Raw genomic sequence first — 20,078 nt, 5'->3', positions numbered from 1 at the left:
ATGCTTTTCTCCGCAAATTAATCGTTTTGGCTTACAACGCGTCTGTGTCTGACTCGCCAGTTCGAATACGTACGGCTTGTTCAAGGTCGTAAACAAATACCTTACCGTCACCAATCTTGCCCGTCTTGGCTGCGCCAACGATGGCTTCTACCAAGCGATCTACCTGATCGTCCTGAACTGCAATTTCCAGTTTGACTTTAGGTAAGAAATCCACTTGATATTCCGCTCCGCGGTAAAGTTCAGTGTGTCCTTTTTGACGTCCGAAACCTTTCACTTCGGTAACGGTTAGACCGTCAATTCCGATTTCTGAAATGGCTTCACGAACATCATCTAGCTTGAACGGCTTGATGATAGCTGTGACTAGTTTCATGAGTTGCTCCAGTTTTTTAATGGTTGTTTTGCACATTTCGTGTCTTGTACAGGGAAGTAAACCAAGAGATGTGCCACAAATATTTAGCAAACAAAAACAATAAGTTAACTAAAATGATGTGCATTTTATTTACATTTAACGCACAATATTGGTGCATTGCGCCATCAATGCCCATTTTTGGAGCGTGGTGAGGTAAAATAACTGAAATTAGCGATGAAATTAGGATGGAACTAATTAGTCACGAAGCAGGTCAGTTAATAGGTATGACAAATATCACCCCTTCCATAGAGCTCAACTATGCGCCTGAACGTGCGCAGTTTTTTCGTGCAAGCAATAAGAGAAAACTCGCAAAAGGCTTACTTATCTCAACCCTTTTACACCTGATTGGGTTAGCAATAGTCATTTTCTCCACAACATTTGAAAGCGGCGTAACACCTGTACAAAAACCTGCTCCCATTAGTGCAACCTTGTATTTCCCGCCCGTTAGCGTAAAGCAGCCTGTTATCAGCCCAGCTGACCAGGTAGAAGCTGAGCCGAAGGTAGACGTTACTCCCCCCCCTGAAAATGACGCTTCTGCAAAAGACACTTCCAGAATAGACAAGCCGATTGCAACCCCACGCACATCGAGTCCTTCAGTGGAGGAAAATCCAGTACAAGAAACTCAATTACCAGAAAAGATGACTATTGATAGCAATGCGACCAACAATGATGCCGCAGTTAGGAACCAAAAAGCTGGTAGCTTAAATTTATCTCCTCGGGCAGGTGCCGCCCAATTTTTCAATCAACGAGAGCAGGAAGTGGTAGCTGAAGAAGGTTTGCGAGCTGCCAAAGCCCATAGACAAAAAATACAAAGCCCTGACCTTGTTGATACCAGAAAAGGCGAAGAGGATAAAAGCTTTGATGCAAGACCAGTGAAAAAAGTAAACTGCTCTGGTACAACAAATAAAACCCTTACTATTTTAAGTGGTATTACGGGCGGTACGCTTGAGTGCAGCAAGGGCAGCGATTATGAGCGTTTCATCGATGAACGCGTCGCTAAAAAGCCATCGAAATAACGAATCAAAAAACTACGCTACTGCGCGCTTGCCACTCGCCGATGTCGACGTTTTATAATTAGCGCAGGTACAGCATTGCTAATTACCGCGCCCAGCATAATAAGTGCAATTGCCATTGTAATTGCGCCAGACAGTGTACTTATTCCAAATAGAAATAGTGCAATACTGGAAATGACTGGTGTGGCAAAGCTTAGGCTTGCTAACAACTGGCGATTACCAAATTTAAGCCCAATATCCCATAGGTAAAACGCGCCGCCTACAGGCCCCAAACCTAATAATATGGCACTTACCCAGACGGTAAATGAAAGGTCCCAATGGCCTGACTCAAGGGTTAAATGGGAACCCAGCGCCAATATTGCTACTGCAATCGATATCCAGCCAATGTCTTCAACATCGCTTTTAGTGCCAGCCATAAACCACGAATAACCCGACCAAATTAAGGCGCAAATAAATGCCAGCCCATAGCCTAGTGTATATTCGCTGTTAAAGTGAATGCTTTCACCCCCTGTGACTAAAATTCCGCAACCAACAAACCCTAGTGCCCCCCCTATCACGGCAAACGCCCGTTGATGCGCATTAGCCACAGCAATACCGAGCAGCAGTGGCCAAAGGTAGGCAATAAGGCTTGCTTCGATGGGCGGTGCGTAGCGAAGGGCAAGGAAATAACAAAAGTGAAATCCAAATAGACCACAGGTAGCCACTATCCATTGGGTAAGTGTTAATTTAGGCAATTTGTATAAAGATTCTCGCTTGATTAGTCGCTTTATAAAAAGCAATAAAGCAGAAACTGAAAAGCAGATGAAAAGTAACTGGAAAGGCGGCACTGACGATGCGTAAACACCCAATACAGCTAATACGCCCCACGAAATGATGGCCACAAGCCCTATAAACGTTGCCATTACTTGCCTATTGTTAAAAGTTAAGAAGCCTAAGCATAACCGTAATTGTATATTCTATCTGTGCAGAAAAGGCGGTGTGGTTGATTTAAAAGCCTGATTTTCAGTTAAACTTTGCTGCGTTAATGAATACTACGCTTTCAAATATTTTGCGGGCAAATACTACTCGAATAAATACTTAGCTAATAAAAGGGACTGATCATAGTTACCTTCTTGGCTATCGACGTTTAAAGTGTGAGGGCGGCATGCCCAGATGCTGTTTAAACCGACGGGTAAACGCAGACACATCGTCATACCCCACGCTTGCAGCCACCGCAATAATAGGCATATCTGTGTTGCTTAGTAAGGCCCGCGCTTTCTCCATGCGCACATTAATAAGGTATTCCCTTAGCCCCACCCCAGTAGCGGCTATAAAGCGCTTTTTAAATTGTGTTGCGCCCACACAGGCAATGTTAGCAAGCGACGTGATAGTGTGTGGATAGGCGACATCTTGGTGAATGCAAGAAAGCACTGGAGCAATACGTTTATCGGTGGCAACACCGCGTTGCTGTTGAGCTAAAAGTGCCGAGAACAAACCTAGCATGGCATCATTTTCATCATAAGTTATGTGATGTGTTAATTGCACTTCAACGTACGCTAAAAACGCCTGCATGGGTGTGCTTATTCGAAAAATGGGAGCGCCTTTAGCGGGTAAAGAGCCTTCTGCAAATAAAATGCCGCCAGCAATATTGCCCGGCACCGATTGCAAGTCCGCTACAATGAATTTCGCCAGCTCATCAGCAGTAAAGCCATGAATGAACCCAGGCGCGATACAAATACCCTCTCCTACTCCTACACTGCCACTAAAATGATCAAGCGTTATATCGATATGTCCGTTAAGTGGTAACACTAACTGGTAATAGTCATGAGCATGCATGCACATAGTGCGGGTATACGAACGAATAGATAATGACGGCTTCACGTTACCTCACAGGTATGCATAGTTGCTTTAAATTAACCACCCCCTGTTAAACGTAATTGGGGCACAAAAACTCAATATATTAAAAATTAGCTATTACTTTTTATACCTTAACATTGCCAACCTATGACAGTGCAACGTATGCTGCATTTTTGGTTTTTTAAAGGAATGTGATGTGGCCGCTGCGAACTTATTAGCCCTTCTCGATGATATCGCAACATTGATGGATGACATTGCTGTTATGTCGAAAGTGGCAGCAAAGAAAACTGCTGGAGTACTGGGTGATGATTTAGCGCTTAACGCTAACCAAGTGCAAGGGGTGAAAGCTGATAGAGAATTACCCGTTGTTTGGGCAGTAGCGAAAGGCTCATTGCTAAATAAAGTTATCTTGGTCCCTGCCGCCCTCCTTATTAGCGCTTTTGTGCCCTCGTTAATCACGGTACTTCTTGTACTAGGCGGGCTTTATTTGTGCTTTGAAGGGGCCGAAAAGTTGCTCCACAAATACTTACCTCATGATGATGAGTCAGCAGAACGTGAAGCGAGAATAAATGCCCTTGCTGATGAAAAAGTGGATATGGTCGCGTTTGAAAAAGAGAAAATTAAAGGCGCTATTCGTACCGACTTCATTCTTTCAGCGGAAATTATTGTGATTGCACTAGGTAGCGTAACAGATGCGACTTTTACCACCCAGGTAGGCGTATTGGTGGCCCTAAGCATTGCTATTACGGTAGGGGTTTACGGGCTGGTTGCTGGTATTGTCAAAATGGATGATGTAGGGCTGTATTTACTGCGTAAATCACTCACGGGTACCATGAACACCCTACAACGCTTCTTTGGTCGGGCACTGTTAATTGCCGCGCCCATTTTAATGAAAACCCTTGCAATAGTTGGCACCATTGCCATGTTTTTGGTGGGCGGCGGTATTCTTACTCACAACATTAGTTTTCTGCATCACGCCGCAGTGTGGTTCAGCGAACTCGCGCCATCTATAACTACCGTAATGGCGATTGCTGCCGATGGTCTTGCGGGTTTAGTCGCTGGCGCGATTTTGGCTGTAGTCGCAACTATTATCAGTCGCCTACGCAAATAGTAAATATTAAGGGGCAACTTTATTGCCCCTTTAACGCTTTCTATCACTTTCCTAGTACTTTCCAACACTCTTCTATGCGCAATGACTCCATGTGAAAGCTAGCCTACGCATCTTATCATTGAGAAAGAGAGTCATACCAACGCCTCAACAATGGGCCCGCTAATACTTGGCTATAAATAGCGACTAAAAACCTCACGCCGAACGTTTTGCGTCATTTTGGTTAACTAGTTAGGCAATTTCACACTGCTATTCAATTTTGCTAATTTGAAGTTCTTCTCCAACCAAAGTTAGCCATAACTGAAGAGGAGGCTCCTTGCTGTACTCCAGAATCGACTGGGTTAAAAATTCTAAATCTTCACTAGGAACGTCAAAATTCTCTAGGTAGATCATGTACCCAGCCAGATCTGATTTCGATAATTGATGACTTCCAATTAAGAGAACTTTTTTGTTGTTCAGTAGTGATCTACTATCAAATGGAGCGTGGCCAATAAATGGTGACAAACCTTCAACTTCATTCAGCATCGGGATAGACTGGAATTTCTCCTGATAAATTGCGATATGGTAATCATCCCTATTGAAATCTAGTAGCCGAAACAAGGTTATCTCACCATTATCATCGGAGATACTTGCATAATAGCCACCCCAAGAAATTTCTATATCCACAATTATATACTCTCTTATTTCTTCCGTGTTGTTGGCCCTTTGCACGTCATCGCACGACTTAAAACGTTTGTTAGATAGTCACTTTTAATTAAGTCTAATACTTTAGATAACTGAGCCAAATATTTATCTTCTTACCTTACAAATATTCTCTGGTTTTCTGCGCCACACTTTAATTTTCACTTCCCACAATGACGAGCGTTAGTTATTTTGACCAAAACACATCTACAAACTAACTAAATATTAGTTAATTCGTTAATTACGAAAACCTACCTTAAAAACAATAAAAATAAAATACCATATTAATCATTAACTTAACTAATTATAAAAAGATGGCACATCCCTCGCTATAAACTAATTGTTAATTGATAACGACTTAATAAATAACTGCCAAGCAGTCCGATTTAGTGCAGTGACTCACTTTTACTCATAGGAGATGACCCATGTTTACCAACAAAAAATTACTTACTGCGCTGATTCTAAGTACTGCATTTACAGCCACCACTGCAATGGCGGATGAACCAACAAGTAACCTAACCTCGCAGACCGATTATTTAGTGGCCAGTGCGATGGCAGATGTAAAGCAAGATATGACAACAGGCATTACGTACGACGTGTTAACGGCCAGCCATACTTTTGAACCGAACGCGGCAGAAGCAAGCACTTTAATTGCAGATATTACGATTACGCCAATGAAAAGTGATGAGTTTCAAAACGATAACGACGCGTAAGGAGGCAGGTATGCTAACCGCGAGCTCATTATTGATGTTGATTTTGGCACCCGTAGCAGCATTTGCACTTAGCGCTGTAGTGTTTTCAACAGCGCGATATATGTTAGACCAGTTTTAGTACTACTTTTAAATTTTAGCCACTCCCTGGGGCTTTCAGGAGGCAATAAAAAGCATATTGAGTTGGATGCTTTTTACTGCCTACCTGTTTTTTATCCAAATATTCTTTCCCACCAGCTTTTCTTTTCGCTCTCTTTTTCTCCATCAGGCCTCACCGCATTGCCAGAACAATCTTGTTGTGCCGGCGGCAATACATCAAGAATAGCGGGTACACTCATGCTTCCTGCACACCCGGCAATCACCACCGCACCGGTCTTCGCGTCAAAGTGCGCAATACCCAGACCATCAGGAAAGCGGCGAGATAACGATTTAGGCGACTGAGACTTCATATAATTAATAAAAACCGGTAAGGCACCGCTGGCACCGGTTAAATTTACAGACAAGTTATCATCATTGCCTACCCACACAGTAACAACATTGTTGCGGTCAAAGCCGCTGAACCAACTATCTCGGTAATCATCTGTAGTACCGGTTTTACCTGCCATATTCACGTTACCAAAGTTGGCACCTATTTGTTTTGCGGTTCCATCTATCGTGACTTTGTAAAGTGCATAGTTCAGTAAGTAAGTAGCAGCTTCATCGGTTCGCTGCGCATAAAATTCCGCTTTTTTCCATAACAGTGCATTGTCGGCAGTTACGACTGAACTTACCGTATGCAAAGGCACATAGCGCCCGCCGTTCGATAATGTTTGGTACATTTGGTTGGTAACAAACGGCGTTAACTCTACCGCCCCTAAAGTAAGAGAAGGCACCAAATTGACCTGAGAAGTAACGCCTAGTCGTGCAATCGTGTCAGCAATAACATCAAGCCCCACTTGCATGCCTAAATTAACGGTAGGCACATTCAAAGATTCAACTAATCCTTGAATAAGCGGCACTTGCCCTCTGAATTCTTTATCGTAATTTAATGGTGACCATTGCTGTCCATTACGGCTTTCTAGCGTAATAGGCTCATCTTCCAGTGGCGTGGCTAAATTAAACTGAGTGGGATCTTCAAGGGCTGATAAATACACCGCAGGTTTAATTAATGAACCGATTGGACGCTTCGCTCCTAACGCTCGGTTAAACCCTTTAAATGAGTAATCTTTACCGCCAACAATGGCCCGCACTTCGCCTTTAGCACTGTCGGTCACAACCATCGCGCCTTGAAGGGGATTTTTTCTGTTCGTTTGTAAACTTGCAATCGTGCCAGAGAGGGCTTTTTCTGCCCGGCGCTGAGCCACGATATCTAACGTGGTAAACACTTTTACACCGGAGTCACGCAAGCTTGAGTCGGCTAGAATATCTGCAAGCTCTCGTCTTACCTGCTCCATAAAAGCAGGATGTTTGCCGCTGGCCAAACTAGCGCCACTGGCCAAACCTAACGGCATATTAATCGCCCGCTCATATTGGCTGCGGTCGATTTCATTTTCGTCAAATAACATACGCAACACCAAGTCTCGGCGCTCTTTGACGCGCTCGGGGTGTTTACGTGGATTGTAATAAGAAGGGCCTTTGATAATAGCCACAAGCGTTGCTATTTCAGTTGTGCTCAGTTCATTCGCTGGGCGGTCGAAGTAGAAATAACTAGCCAGCCCGAAACCGTGCACCGCCATGTCACCATTTTGCCCTAAGAAGACTTCATTTAAATAGGCTTGAATGATTTCCGACTTGGAATACCTGGCGTCTATGAGCACCGCCATAATGGCTTCTTTCGCTTTACGCACAATCGAGCGTTCACGGGTTAGAAACATATTTTTGACTAATTGCTGGGTAAGCGTGCTACCACCTTGTACGGTTCTGCCCGCCGCAATATTTGCTAATAGCGCCCGTAATATAGATAAAGGAGCTACACCGTGGTGATTATAAAAATTGCGATCTTCCACCAACGTTAACGCTTTTGGCAGCATATCGGGAATAGTATCCAGTGTGACCAACATTCTGTCTTCCTGACTACCGCTGACCATGCGCGTAACCAACCATGGCTCAAGTTTTACAGTGCCAAATGGGCGAGTTTGCGTTCTGTCTTGAATCAGACTAATCCGACTGCCTTGCCAAGTTATCTCTAAATGACGAAGCCCTTCTGCCCCTTCAGGAAAATGAAACGCGCGGCGCTGAATATTTAAAATGCCATTTCGATAACTGTACTCGCCGCTACCATCTGCCTCATTAACTTTGCGATATCCCAACAAGGTTAATTCATCAATCACTTCGGTGGGAGTAATTTCCTGCCCTTTACTGAGTTCTAAGGGGCGGGCAAAAATCTGTGCAGGAACTTCCCATTTATTACCTGAAAATTCATGTTTAATTTGCGCATCTAAGTAAAAGGCGTAGGCGCCAAGTACCACTACGCCTATCAGAAATAAGCGTAAGAAGAGCTTCATTATTGAAAAAGAGTTAGGTTTGGATGCCGCTTTAGTTTGTTTTTTTGCCACTTTTTTTGCCACTGAGAATGCCATGATATGAAGCTGAAAAAATTGTGCAGCTTTCTGAACACAATTTCCAGCGAATGCTGAAGAATTTTGTAGCCGCATATAAACAACTGCGTGCTGCACACTCTGAAGTTAGCGAACACTACCACTGCTCCTTCTCGGCAACAACTACAAAAATAGCACCACGTTAAAATCAATCGTTTCAATGACGCCACCCGTAGTAATGTTGAATACATACACTCAAGGAGCAATAATGACATCTGAAAATAGGGCGAGTTCTATTGCCAATATGGAAGGGTTACAATCGGCTATCGTGGCGGGAGAGACGGCCAGAGTGAAAGAGCTATTAGAGGGTCGTTCGTTAGATGAACTTCAAAAAGGGTATTTAATCGAGCTTGCTGAATTAAACAATGATGGCGAAATCATTGGGGTTTTAAAACAAGCGCCAACGGCATAACGCCACAAGGTAGGTTTACATATTGTTACGTATCATCTGCCATAAACCTTAGCGCATCATTGAATTATACTCGCGTTTTACAGTCACATTGAGATAGCATGTGTGCTCGCAATACAGGAATTGAACTATGGGTTTTAAGGGTAAAGGGAAGCAGTGGGTTACTGCAGTATCAATGATGTCGGCACTGCTGTCAGGGCTGTGCACCGCTTCTGCAATGGCCGATGAGGCGTTTTCCATGTGTACCTCTCAACTTGCTAACAAAGCACTTGAGCAAGGTGTCAGTCAAGACACTGTCGATGCCATTTTCCCCACATTAGCATACCAAGCACGTGTTATTGAGCTTGATAGAAGCCAACCAGAATTCGTTCAAACCTTTCCAGGCTACTTTAGTAAACGTGTAACCGATTGGCGCACGAACAAGGGCCAGGAAATGTACGAGAAGCATAAGGACTTGCTGCACAAATTAAGTGACAAGTACGGTGTGCCGCCGCACTACTTGCTGGCCTTCTGGGGGCTTGAAACTAACTTTGGTAATTACAAAGGCAAAATGCCTGTTCTTGATTCGTTAGCCACGCTTGCTTGCGATCCCCGAAGAAGCAAATACTTTACCCAAGAGCTTTTGGTAGCAGTGAAATTATTTGAGCGTGAGTCACTCACCCGTGAGGAAATGGTAGGTTCTTGGGCTGGCGCTATGGGTCATACCCAATTTATGCCGTCGGCTTATACCCATTACGCGGTAGATGGCGACAATGACGGTCAAATCAACTTATGGAATAGTGAAGAAGATGCGCTAACCTCTGCGGCCAACTTTCTTGCGAGTTTAGGCTGGCAACGAGGCTTTCGTTGGGGCCGGGAAGTGCAGCTTCCAGAAAATTTTGATTATCAACTCTCTGGGTATAAAAACCGCCGTACTCTAGCCCAGTGGAATGAACTCGGCGTGAAACAAGCCGATGCAAGCCCGTTGGGCGAGGACGACACGAAAGCGTATGTGGTGGTTCCTGCTGGTCATGCCGGTCCCGCGTTTGTGGGTTACCAAAACTTTCGCGTGATCATGCGTTGGAATAATTCAGAGTTTTACGCCATTGCGGTAGGCGTATTAGCCGATAGAATTTCAGGCGCATCAGGTATTATTGCTCCCCTTCCGGATTTACCAGCTTACAGCCGAAACGATATTATTGGCCTACAGAAAAAGTTGAACGACCGTGGCTTCGATGTAGGCACCCCCGATGGAATAATTGGCCCTGCTACCCGCGAAGGTATTCGCAACTATCAAATAGCAAACGACATGATTGCTGATGGTTTTCCAGGTTTAAACGTGATGCAGTCGTTGAACTTGGTTGATAAGAGCGCCTAGCTGCTTTTAAAAGACTTTACTTGCCCCGTTAACCCATTGCCTTCTTTGTTCTGGCAGTGGGTTTAGCGGTAGCCGGTTCATCTGGCCAAAAATGCTTCGGGTAACGCCCTTTCATTTCTTTTTGAATTGCTAAATAACTGCCTGTCCAAAACCCTGCTAAATCTTTGGTGGTTTGCAATGGCCGACCTGCTGGCGAGAGTAACTCATACACGATATGTATTTTGCCACCCGCCACCGTAAGTGGGGCAGTTTGGCTATACATCTCTTGCATCCTAACCGCTAACACCACATCACCGTTATCGCGATACTCAAGTGCGGCATCACGCCCTGTGGGTATCGACAAATGAGTAGGCAATAATGAAGCAAGAGCATCTTGCTGCGGCCAACTAAGTGCATTATTTAGCGTATTTTTCCAAGGTAACTTTTGTAGTTTCGCCAAAGATTCACATCGGCTTAAGGGCTCAATTAATGTCTCTTTTGCGCTGTGCATTAATGCTGGTAAAGACTGTGGCCAAGGGTCTGGTTTGTCGAACGCCTGCGGTTGAGGTAAATTCAACGATGCCGCAAGTTTAAGCCGATTCCACCATTGCCAGTCCCTCTCAGTTAGTGGCCACTCACTTACTGGAATGTTCTCTAAATATTCGAACCAAGCATGAGCAGTCTGTTTTTTCCAGAAGCGATTATCTTGTTGCTTCTCTTGACCTGATACGGGTTCACTGGCTAAGTCGATGGCATGAAAACCAGTAATAATACGTGCTTCCATGACCTTCTTTGTCACATTAAAACGTACTTGTTTTTTGTGAGTAAACTCATCCTGGAATACGGCGCGAAGCCCAGCCTCGTTAATCGGCTGAGCTAACCTGAACTTCACCGTATTTCCGGTTTGCTGGCCATGTAATACTGCCAACCACTGAGGCGGGGAATGCAGCTCTAATTCGCCGCCTTTTCCACTGGCGAGCTTGTATCCGCATTGCTGGGACTTTCCTTGCATATTCCCCTGCATAGCCCCTTGTCCTTTTTGCCTTCCATTTGTCTTATCAGAAGCTAGACCCCGACAAAACGCCACCCGCTCAGGAAAGGCAATAGCAATACATAGCGCCAACGCCTCTTCTTCTAATCCGTGCATGTCCAATTCGTTCGCATTTAAACCAACATATTTTGCATATCTAGATGCTTGCTGATGAAGCTGCTTGCGCGTTTGACCATCCAGGTTCAACAGCGCATCGATAACATAGGTTTGCTCGAACTGCCCACCAAGGTTTTCTGCTAATGCCACCACAAAAGGCGCAGCACATTTGAGTTCGCGCTGCATAGCAGGCTCTAGTCCTTCGACCCCTTGCGCGCATCGTATTAATAGATTCGCCAAATTCGGATGGCAGGGTATACCAGAAAGTGTACGCCCATAAGGGGTTATTATTTGGTTTTTGCTAAGGCCTTCGTCGTTAAGAGCATTAATGGCGGTTAAGTTATTATTAGCCACCTTTAACTGCGCGCCGCTTGGCTGGGTTAACATGCCCAATGATGCGGGCGTAGCGCCCCATTGCAATGCATCTAGCAATAAGGACGACACATCTTCTCGTAATACTTGCGGGGCATTATGCTGCGCCATACGCTCAAAACTGCTTTGACTGCATAGCCGGTAGCAATCGCCCGCGCTAACTCGTCCCGCTCGCCCAGCCCGTTGAATAGCCGATGCTCGGGATATACGCTGTTGCATTAACTGGGTAAAACCACTGGAAGGGTTATATTGGGCTTGGTTCTCCCACATACTGTCTACCACCACCTTAACCCCTTCTATGGTTAAGCTGGTTTCGGCAATATTGGTGGCAAGAATAATTTTGCGCCGCCCTTGAGGATCAGGGTTGATAGCGGCTTGTTGGGCGTCTTTGCCCATCGCCCCAAAGAGTGAGTGCAATGCCACATCATATTTATTTACCAGCGTGGAGAGTCGTTGTGCCACGCCTCGAATGGCTCCGCTTCCTGGCAAGAAGACCAGTACATCACCTTGATGCTGAGAAAACGCTCGGGTAGTCACCTCTGCGGTGGCGCTAACCACCTCATGGGCGAGCACATCCTTGCTGTAATGCATATTAACGGGGAAGGTTCGTCCTTCTGCATTGAGGTTAATTGCAGGTACAGCGCCGTAATTATCCATTAATGCAGTAAGTGGCTCTACATCAAGCGTGGCAGACATAACCACTAGGCGGAGATCTTCTCGCAAGCCCGCTTGTACGTCGAGGGCTAGCGCTAAACCGAAGTCGCTATGAATGCTGCGCTCATGAAATTCATCAAATATAATGGCCGATACCCCAGTAAGCTCAGGGTCAGACTGAATCATTCTGGCGAGTATACCTTCGGTTATCAGTTCAAGGCGGGTAGTTTTTCCTACCTTACTCTCACCTTTAATTCGGTAACCTACTGTGTCGCCCACTTTTTCATTGAGGATGCCTGCCAGGTAATTCGCCAAATTCCTTACGACTACGCGGCGAGGCTGCATCAACAACACTTTACCCTGTGGTATCGCGCTTAATAGAGAAAGTGGTAGCACCGTGGACTTACCTGCACCCGGCGGTGCACCTATGATAAGGTTGTTTTCGCCAATCGCGTTGTTAACGGGTTCAATAAGCTGGGCGGCGGGTAAATGTAATAACGGCTGTAACATAAAGGTTTGCAATACCTAGATAAACTTCTCACACTATTGTACTTGAATTTACCTGTAGCAGAAGTTCTGCATTACGTTAAAACAAGCACGGCTAGAGTAAGCACAGCGAAATAGAGACACCTGACGATATGTCCATTAGGGTTTAATTCATTTTCTATTAACTAGGACGTGTTGACTTAATTACACGTAGATAGAGGAGTGGGTATGCGTTGTTTCATTGGTTTAGATTTACATTCAACAGAAAAGTTAGCCCTTGATAGTTGGCGGCAACAAGCCCTCCCAGAGGTGACAGCCCGCAACATGTTCAATCTTTCTGAAGGCCGAGCTAAAAAGGAAGGCAGAGGGAACAAAGGTAAAAGGCGCGACTCAGGCGCATCCCAACCTTATGCGGTTAACGCAGCCAATTACCATATGACCTTAAGTTTTCTCGGCCATATTACTCACCGTCAGCATGAAGCGTTAGTCGCTGAACTAGACGTGTTAGTACATACGCCGTTTTCCCTAACGTTAGACACTACGGGTATTTGGAACGGCCCTAAAATTCTTTTCGCCGCACCTCAGTCGCCGCCAGCAGAGCTAATGGCATTAGCGAAATCTACCCGCAAAGCTGCCAGAGCTGCGGCTATAGAGGTTGATAATAAAGGGTTTTCGCCACATGTTACCGTCATTCGAAAAGCGACGGCGGCGCTTCCTGTGCCCTTGTATACACCGCATGTTGAAATGCACGCATCGGCGTTTCACTTATTTGAATCTGTCTCTACCCCCCAAGGAGTTACGTACCCCATTAGGCAAAGTTGGAGTTTAAGGCACAGTATGTCGGTGCGTGAAAAGCTACGCAGAGGAATTAATGATGAGTAGTTCGTAAACGATCATTCATCGGGTGATATTATTTATAGCAAAATAGCCTATTTCAGTTAGGCTTTTTCACCCTAAAAGCCTTTACTTCACTGGCGTAGCTGGGTAAAAAGGGGGTCTTATTTAGTGAGACCTCAATTCCATGCAACAAACGTTTCGATTAGTAATAGATTGCCCTGACCAAATTGGCTTAGTTGCCAGTGTTTCTCAGTTCTTAGCTAGCCATGGTGCCACCATCGTTGAAGCTAACCATCACACGGATTTACAAACCGGTAGATTCTTTATGCGCCATGAAATTGGTGCCGATTCTATTGGGTTAGATTACGACAGCTTTTTAGCAGAATTTGCGCCCTTGGCTAACGAATTCCAAATGAATTGGAAACTCTCTGATTCAAGTAAAAAGCAGCGCGTTGCCTTACTAGGTAGCGTGGAGTCTCACTGTATGGTTGATTTACTGCATCGCTGGCACACCGGTGAGCTTGATTGCGATATTCCATGCATTATTGGCAACCACCCGCAAATGAAGCAATTTGCCGATTGGTATAAAGTGCCGTTTCACTGGGTGGACTTTAAAGCGCTGGGCAAAGAAACGGCATTTGCGCAAATCTCAACCTTGTTGGAAGAATATAAAATCGACCTGACGGTACTTGCCCGCTTTATGCAGATTTTGCCTGATACGCTATGCCAACAGCTTCAAGGTAAAGCAATTAACATTCACCATAGCTTCTTACCGAGCTTTGCAGGGGCTAAACCCTACCAACAGGCTTACGATCGCGGCGTTAAGTTAATTGGGGCAACGTGCCATTATGTTACTAAAGACCTAGACGAAGGCCCTATTATTGAGCAGAGCGTTAAGCGTATTAGCCACAGCGACAGCGCGGTTGATATGGTCAGAAAAGGGAAAGACTGCGAAGTAACCGCCCTTGCCCACGGCGTGCGTTATCATTTGGAAGATCGCGTGATCATTCATCGCAATAAAACCGTGGTATTTGCATAAGACACTGTTTTACAAATTTTGCAGTTAGATAAACAAAAAAAGCCAGACGAGTGAAGTGACTCCTCTGGCTTTTTTAATTCTGGCAGGCATGAACAAATTTACTTTATGACGCTGCAACCTGCGTACAGGCTCAATTTCAACTTTACCACTACCCCTCTTTTGTGGCGCTAATTTGGCGCTATACTGTCAGTGCGGCAACTTGTCTGCGCAACTTAACGTAGTACCACGTATTTGAAATGGCAAACAAGATCTCAGTGATAGCCAGTCCCCATGTTTGAGTGGCCACACCGTAAACCGTAAAGTTTAGCGAGCCAACTATCATACAAATGCGTAGTCCAGCCTCTTTACAATGTAGTTCACCAAATCGGTACACCATAAAAGTCATTACTGGCATAAGTTCTAATAGCCCTGTTTTTCCCGTAAGGGTATTAATACTTGCCACTAGCACGGTCATCAACGTCAGAATAATATAAGTAGCGTACGCGGGTAAAAGCTTCTGAGTTACAATACGGTATGTTGTACTTAAGCCTGCCACAGTAATAACAACAGCCCCACCCCACGCTTGCTCGAAAGCAAGTAAGCTGGCTAGCGCCACACACAACCCTAAATTCAAAAATAAAAGCTTGCGCTCTGTATTAGACCAAAACGACCCAATAGCAAACAATACAGGGATTGTATGAAGCAATAATTCAAACACGCCGATGCTCCTTCATAGATAACAAGTGAGGCAGAAATTCCATTATGTATTGGCGCGAAGTGTAGTGATTAGTCTAAAACTTTCAATGGTTTTTTTAGCCTTTTCGACGAGTGTCATTTAGGCGCTACTACTCGCATTCTCGTTAGCCTAGCGGCTTAATACGTTAAGAGACATTTACGTTATTTTTACAATGGCATAGTATTGAATGTGTGAGATTTTAATTAACGCTTCAATCGGTGAAATTGATCTGCTTTACTAGTGCGTGTAGACCTAACGATAATAAACAATAAAAGAAATCATAACCATAATAAGACAGGAAATAATAATGGGAAAATTTAAAACTTCACTTACTGCCATGGCGGTAGTGGTTGCACTGGGTGCCTGCTCAGAACAAAAAGCACCTCAGGCAACCTCAGCAGACACTACTGAAGTTGCTGCAGCACAAGAAACTCATCAGTTCGACAATGTGCTACTGCAAGAGTTTAAAGGCCCGTATGGTGGCGTGCCCGCTTTCGATAAAATGAAATTGGAAGACTTAAAACCCGCTCTTGAAAAAGCAATGGAACTAAACCTTAAAGAGATTGATGAGATTGCGAATAACCCTGAGCCCCCCACATTTGAAAATGTGATTGTGGCTATGGAACGTTCGGGTAGCGAGCTTAGTCGTGTTTTTCGTTACTACGGCATTTGGAGTGCGAATAAATCTAGCCCCGAGTTTCGCGCCATCCAAGTAGAAATGTCGCCTAAGTTGTCTGCATTTTCTACCAAAATCACACAAAACGAAAAGTTGTTCGAACGTGTTAAAGCGGTTTATGAGTCAGAAGAACGCTCGACTCTTACCGAAGAAGAACAGCGCATTGCTTGGATGACTTACAACGAATTCGCACGCAATGGTGCCACCTTAGACAGCGAAGCGAAAAAACGCTATGCCGCAATCAATGAAGAATTAGCAACCCTCTATACGTCGTTCTCAAATAACGTACTGGCGGATGAAGAGAACTACGTAACCTATATTACTGAAGACCAATTAGGTGGCTTGCCTGAATCTTTCGTAAAAGGCGCTAAATCTGCCGCCCAGAGCCGTGGTGAGCCGGATAAATATGCAATAACAAACACCCGTTCTTCCATGGATCCGTTCCTAACCTATTCTACTAACCGTGAATTACGCGAAAAAGTATGGAACACCTATTACAGCCGTGGCGACAACGCAGATGAATTTGATAATAACGAAACTATCAAACGCATTCTGACATTGCGTGATGAGCGAGTGGAATTACTCGGGTATGAAAACTATGCCCAGTGGCGCTTAGAAGACCGTATGGCAAAGAATCCTGAAAACGCCATGGATCTTATGATGAAGGTTTGGCCCGCTGCCATTGCACGTGTTGAACAAGAAGTGGCCGATATGCAAGCCATTGCTGACGCTGAAGGCGCTGATATCACTATTGCCCCTTGGGACTATCGTTTTTATGCCGAGAAAGTTCGCCAAGCCAAGTACGACCTAGACTCAAACGAAGTGAAGCAATACCTGCAGCTAGATAAACTGCGCGATGCTATGTTCTACGTTGCTGGTCGTTTGTTTAATTTCAACTTTACCCCAGTGGAAGAAGGCAAAGTGCCTGTATTCCACGAAGACGTTAAAGTATGGGAAGTGACCGATAAAGATTCCGGTGAACACATTGGTTTATGGTACTTAGATCCGTTTTCTCGCAAAGGTAAACGCTCTGGTGCATGGGCCACAACTTATCGCTCGTCAACAACCTTCGACGGCAAAAAGACGGTGTTGTCTTCTAACAACTCTAACTTCGTAAAAGGGGCTGAAGGCGAGCCAACACTCATTTCATTTGATGATGCAGAAACCTACTTCCACGAATTTGGTCATGCACTGCATTTCTTATCTGCTGATGTGAAATACCCCTCTTCGCACTCAGGCGTACGTGATTACACTGAGTTCCAGTCGCAACTTTTAGAGCGCTGGTTAACCACCGACGAAGTCATTAATCAATTCTTAGTACACTATGAAACGGGTGAACCTATTCCTGCTGAACTTGTTGCTAAGATTAAGAAGGCATCAACCTTTAATGAAGGCTTCAAAACCACTGAGTATATGGCTTCTGCCATTATGGATTTGAAGTACCATACCACTGATCCGGCTACTATTGAGCCCGATACCTTTGAACGTGAAGAGCTTACAAAACTCGGTATGCCTGAAGAGATTGTTATGCGTCACCGCACACCTCACTTTGGTCACGTGTTCTCTGGTGAAGGTTATGCCGCAGCCTATTACGGTTATATGTGGGCAGAAGTGCTGACAGCTGATGCATCAGAAGCCTTTATGGAAGCACCGGGTGGATTTTACGACGAAGAAGTGGGCAATCGCTTAGTGAAGTACCTCTTTTCGGTTCGTAATGCGATGGATCCAGCTGAAGCCTATCGCAAATTCCGTGGCCGCGATGCCAAAGTTGACGCATTAATGCGCGACAGAGGTTTCCCAATTCCTGAAGATAAAAGCGAAGATTAATCGTTAAACCTCCCTAAAAAAGCCGCGAAGTTGAGAAATTCACCTCATTTCGCGGCTTTTTCTTGACCTTTCGGTCAATTTAACTTCAAAATCATCTTATCGGCTTTTGTACGTCGAAAGTATAATAATTCGCGATCCTCAGCCGATATAAACACAATAATAAAAAAACTAGTGCGCACTACCTCTCCTCGTGTTTCATGAAGTGATTAATAACCTGCAACTAAGCAGTAAAGTAGACGCTAACAGTAATAACACAACGCCCAAGACGTGACTGTGCCTGCAGTGCAGCGTCGTTATTTCAGCAGTCAAAATATGGTCGGAAGTTATGACTTTGAGTATTAAACAAAAACTGATTCTTTCACTGATGGTGGCTGTGTTGGCAGCCTCAATATTGGTAGGCTCAATTAGCCAATGGATAGCCCGAGACTTAGTAAAAGAAAACATGGAACAGCTTCAACTTCCTTCACTGTTGAAGCAAATTGGCAATCAGGTCGACAGAGAAGCCAGCGTGATGCTTTCTGTTGCCCATGGCATTGCGTCCAATCCAGACATTTTAGCCTGGTCGGCCGCTGGCGCTGATAGTTCAGGTGAAAAGCGACTTATCGCTTATCTAAACGACATCGTGACTTTCAACGACTTAACCGTGGCCTCTTTCGTCGATAGAAAAACCACTAAGTATTGGAACCAAGACGGTTTTTTACGGGTGCTAAAGAATGACGAATTTGACGGATGGTTTTTTACTTACCGTGATAGTGGTACGCCAATTTCACTTAGCTTGTATAACGAACCGGGTCAAGGTTATAGGTTGTTCGCAAACTTCCAACAAACCGCAGGCCGAGGCATGTCTGGCGTCGCGAAGTCTGTAGACGAGCTTTTAGATATTATTAACGCGGTAAAAATTGCCCAAACTGGCTATGTGTATTTGGTTGATGGCGAAGGCACTATTATTGCCCACCCTGATACTAGCCTATTGGGAAAATCCAAACTGAGTGCCATTAGTGGCGCAGATGCGTCGCGGTCTTTACTGCAACAACGTGATTTTGCGATGGCAACCAGCGAAGTAAACGCCGATGACGTCCTTTTTGCCAGCACGTACGTTGAAAAGTCAGGTTGGTACGTGGTTGCACAAGTACCAGAGCAAGAGCTTTATGCCTCGTTAAATGCAGGCAGTCGGCAGATTATTTTGTGGTCTATTGCCATCGCGGGCTTGTTCGCACTGCTTGGTATTTGGCTGGCATCTTCACTCACTAAGCCTATCGAATCACTGGCTGATATTTTCCAGCAACTTGGAAAAGGGCAAGGCGATTTGCGTTCAAGAATTGACGTACCAGAACAAAGAGAAACCGCGCGACTGGTTGAAGGCTTCAATAGTTTTATCGACCACCTTCACCGCACTATTGTATCGGTAGCCAAAACTAGCCAAGCCCTTAAAACTTCGGCTCAAGAAGTGGCAAGCCAATCTCAGCAAAATGAACGCTCTACTCGCAGTCAGCGAGACCAAACCATGCAGGCAGCAACAGCGTTAACTGAAATGGGCAGTACGGTAACTGAAGTAGCCCAGTCAGCTACCTATGCGGCACAAAATGCCAATCGTGCGACGGAAAGCTCGCAAGAAGGCCGCCTATTTACCCAAAAAGCCGTGCACGCAATATCGAATCTTTCTACGCAAGTAGAAAGTGTGTCCGAGGTTATTCACTCCCTTGATGAACACACAGCGGCTATCGGCGGCATACTTGATACTATTCGCAGCATTTCAGAACAAACTAACTTGCTTGCGCTGAATGCAGCTATAGAAGCCGCTCGGGCTGGCGATCATGGCAGAGGCTTCTCTGTGGTTGCCGATGAGGTTCGTACCCTTGCTCAACGTGCGGCTGCCGCTACCGATGAGATTCAAATTAAAATCGATAAGTTCCAGCTAGACTCAAAAACGGCCGTTTCTCAAATGCAAGATAGCAAAGCACAAACCAAAGACGTGGTTGGCGCTACCGATGATATCGATAAACTTCTGCAGAAAATTGCCGAGGAAATTGTGCTGATTAATGATGTGAATACCCAAGTGGCCACCGCTACAGAGCAACAAGCGACCGTCGTTGAAGATATTAGCCGGAGTATTAATGAGATAAGTTCATCGAGTGATGAAACCCTTAATGCCACACATGTGTTGGTAGGGGTTAGCGAGAAGCTCGACGAACTAGCAAACGAACTGGCCCAAGAAGTGAGTCAGTTTAAACTATAAGACGCTAGATG

Annotated in this window: 16 protein-coding genes; 9 read left to right on the top strand and 7 right to left on the bottom strand. The window is 45.0% G+C overall.

What is annotated here, in order from left to right; translation table 11 throughout:
- Positions 1-31 precede the first annotated feature (31 nt).
- Positions 32-370, bottom strand: a complete 339-nt coding sequence (gene glnK / locus KYS23_RS04980; RefSeq protein ID WP_013785695.1) for a P-II family nitrogen regulator — start codon at positions 368-370, stop codon at positions 32-34.
- A gap of 224 nt (positions 371-594) precedes the next feature.
- Here glnK and KYS23_RS04975 point away from each other — a divergent pair, with 224 nt between their 5' ends.
- The gene (locus tag KYS23_RS04975) at positions 595-1,425 is read left to right on the top strand and encodes a hypothetical protein (protein WP_159528253.1); all 831 of its coding nucleotides are present in this window, start codon (positions 595-597) and stop codon (positions 1,423-1,425) included.
- 17 nt (positions 1,426-1,442) lie between these two features.
- Here KYS23_RS04975 and KYS23_RS04970 read toward each other — a convergent pair whose 3' ends face one another.
- Positions 1,443-2,324: a DMT family transporter gene (locus KYS23_RS04970; RefSeq protein ID WP_159528251.1), complete on the bottom strand. Its 882-nt coding sequence runs from the start codon at positions 2,322-2,324 to the stop codon at positions 1,443-1,445.
- Positions 2,325-2,538: 214 nt separating this feature from the next.
- A complete protein-coding gene (locus KYS23_RS04965) occupies positions 2,539-3,282 on the bottom strand; it encodes a helix-turn-helix transcriptional regulator (RefSeq protein ID WP_218395649.1) in 744 nt (247 codons plus the stop codon).
- A 172-nt stretch (positions 3,283-3,454) separates the two neighbouring features.
- On the opposite strand from KYS23_RS04965, the gene KYS23_RS04960 reads away from it, so the two are divergent.
- Complete coding sequence (locus tag KYS23_RS04960) at positions 3,455-4,369, top strand: DUF808 domain-containing protein (RefSeq protein ID WP_218395651.1); 915 nt, start codon at positions 3,455-3,457, stop codon at positions 4,367-4,369.
- Positions 4,370-4,615: 246 nt separating this feature from the next.
- Here the strand turns inward: KYS23_RS04960 and KYS23_RS04955 are convergent, their stop codons facing one another.
- On the bottom strand, positions 4,616-5,032 hold the full coding sequence (locus KYS23_RS04955) for a hypothetical protein (protein ID WP_159528245.1): 417 nt from the start codon (positions 5,030-5,032) through the stop codon (positions 4,616-4,618).
- Between the two features lie 440 nt (positions 5,033-5,472).
- Between KYS23_RS04955 and KYS23_RS04950 the strand changes: the two genes are divergently transcribed.
- A complete protein-coding gene (locus KYS23_RS04950; protein ID WP_159528243.1) occupies positions 5,473-5,760 on the top strand; it encodes a hypothetical protein in 288 nt (95 codons plus the stop codon).
- A 209-nt stretch (positions 5,761-5,969) separates the two neighbouring features.
- Here KYS23_RS04950 and mrcB read toward each other — a convergent pair whose 3' ends face one another.
- Positions 5,970-8,240, bottom strand: coding sequence for a penicillin-binding protein 1B (mrcB, locus tag KYS23_RS04945; RefSeq protein ID WP_246604301.1), 2,271 nt, complete (start codon positions 8,238-8,240; stop codon positions 5,970-5,972).
- 301 nt (positions 8,241-8,541) lie between these two features.
- On the opposite strand from mrcB, the gene KYS23_RS04940 reads away from it, so the two are divergent.
- Together KYS23_RS04940 and KYS23_RS04935 are read left to right on the top strand one after the other, a co-directional pair.
- Positions 8,542-8,745, top strand: a complete 204-nt coding sequence (locus tag KYS23_RS04940) for a hypothetical protein (RefSeq protein WP_218418169.1) — start codon at positions 8,542-8,544, stop codon at positions 8,743-8,745.
- A 127-nt stretch (positions 8,746-8,872) separates the two neighbouring features.
- Positions 8,873-10,099 (top strand): lytic murein transglycosylase, encoded by a 1,227-nt coding sequence (locus tag KYS23_RS04935; RefSeq protein WP_159528237.1) that lies wholly within the window; start codon positions 8,873-8,875, stop codon positions 10,097-10,099.
- 28 nt (positions 10,100-10,127) lie between these two features.
- Here the strand turns inward: KYS23_RS04935 and hrpB are convergent, their stop codons facing one another.
- The gene (hrpB, locus tag KYS23_RS04930; RefSeq protein WP_218418168.1) at positions 10,128-12,761 is read right to left on the bottom strand and encodes an ATP-dependent helicase HrpB; all 2,634 of its coding nucleotides are present in this window, start codon (positions 12,759-12,761) and stop codon (positions 10,128-10,130) included.
- Positions 12,762-12,965: 204 nt separating this feature from the next.
- Between hrpB and thpR the strand changes: the two genes are divergently transcribed.
- Positions 12,966-13,619 (top strand): RNA 2',3'-cyclic phosphodiesterase, encoded by a 654-nt coding sequence (gene thpR / locus KYS23_RS04925; RefSeq protein ID WP_218418167.1) that lies wholly within the window; start codon positions 12,966-12,968, stop codon positions 13,617-13,619.
- A 139-nt stretch (positions 13,620-13,758) separates the two neighbouring features.
- Positions 13,759-14,613, top strand: coding sequence for a formyltetrahydrofolate deformylase (purU, locus tag KYS23_RS04920; protein ID WP_218418166.1), 855 nt, complete (start codon positions 13,759-13,761; stop codon positions 14,611-14,613).
- 178 nt (positions 14,614-14,791) lie between these two features.
- On the opposite strand, the gene KYS23_RS04915 is transcribed toward purU, so the two are convergent.
- Positions 14,792-15,310, bottom strand: coding sequence for a YgjV family protein (locus tag KYS23_RS04915; RefSeq protein ID WP_159528231.1), 519 nt, complete (start codon positions 15,308-15,310; stop codon positions 14,792-14,794).
- Between the two features lie 325 nt (positions 15,311-15,635).
- Between KYS23_RS04915 and KYS23_RS04910 the strand changes: the two genes are divergently transcribed.
- Both KYS23_RS04910 and KYS23_RS04905 read left to right on the top strand, forming a co-directional pair.
- Complete coding sequence (locus KYS23_RS04910) at positions 15,636-17,831, top strand: M3 family metallopeptidase (protein ID WP_218395661.1); 2,196 nt, start codon at positions 15,636-15,638, stop codon at positions 17,829-17,831.
- Between the two features lie 325 nt (positions 17,832-18,156).
- Positions 18,157-20,067, top strand: a complete 1,911-nt coding sequence (locus KYS23_RS04905) for a methyl-accepting chemotaxis protein (RefSeq protein ID WP_218418165.1) — start codon at positions 18,157-18,159, stop codon at positions 20,065-20,067.
- Positions 20,068-20,078: the final 11 nt, after the last annotated feature.

The organism is Alteromonas lipotrueae, assembly GCF_019249255.1.
Classification (GTDB): domain Bacteria; phylum Pseudomonadota; class Gammaproteobacteria; order Enterobacterales; family Alteromonadaceae; genus Alteromonas; species Alteromonas lipotrueae.
This window is presented reverse-complemented; position numbering and strand designations above follow the sequence as displayed.

Excerpts from the sequence above, each read along its gene's own strand:
- glnK (WP_013785695.1), bottom strand. The coding sequence starts at position 370 with ATGAAACTAGTCACAGCTATCATCAAGCCGTTCAAGCTAGATGATGTT.
- KYS23_RS04975 (WP_159528253.1), top strand. The coding sequence starts at position 595 with ATGGAACTAATTAGTCACGAAGCAGGTCAGTTAATAGGTATGACAAAT.
- KYS23_RS04970 (WP_159528251.1), bottom strand. The coding sequence starts at position 2,324 with ATGGCAACGTTTATAGGGCTTGTGGCCATCATTTCGTGGGGCGTATTA.
- KYS23_RS04950 (WP_159528243.1), top strand. The coding sequence starts at position 5,473 with ATGTTTACCAACAAAAAATTACTTACTGCGCTGATTCTAAGTACTGCA.
- mrcB (WP_246604301.1), bottom strand. The coding sequence starts at position 8,240 with ATGAAGCTCTTCTTACGCTTATTTCTGATAGGCGTAGTGGTACTTGGC.
- KYS23_RS04940 (WP_218418169.1), top strand. The coding sequence starts at position 8,542 with ATGACATCTGAAAATAGGGCGAGTTCTATTGCCAATATGGAAGGGTTA.
- KYS23_RS04935 (WP_159528237.1), top strand. The coding sequence starts at position 8,873 with ATGGGTTTTAAGGGTAAAGGGAAGCAGTGGGTTACTGCAGTATCAATG.
- hrpB (WP_218418168.1), bottom strand. The coding sequence starts at position 12,761 with ATGTTACAGCCGTTATTACATTTACCCGCCGCCCAGCTTATTGAACCC.
- thpR (WP_218418167.1), top strand. The coding sequence starts at position 12,966 with ATGCGTTGTTTCATTGGTTTAGATTTACATTCAACAGAAAAGTTAGCC.
- purU (WP_218418166.1), top strand. The coding sequence starts at position 13,759 with ATGCAACAAACGTTTCGATTAGTAATAGATTGCCCTGACCAAATTGGC.
- KYS23_RS04910 (WP_218395661.1), top strand. The coding sequence starts at position 15,636 with ATGGGAAAATTTAAAACTTCACTTACTGCCATGGCGGTAGTGGTTGCA.
- KYS23_RS04905 (WP_218418165.1), top strand. The coding sequence starts at position 18,157 with ATGACTTTGAGTATTAAACAAAAACTGATTCTTTCACTGATGGTGGCT.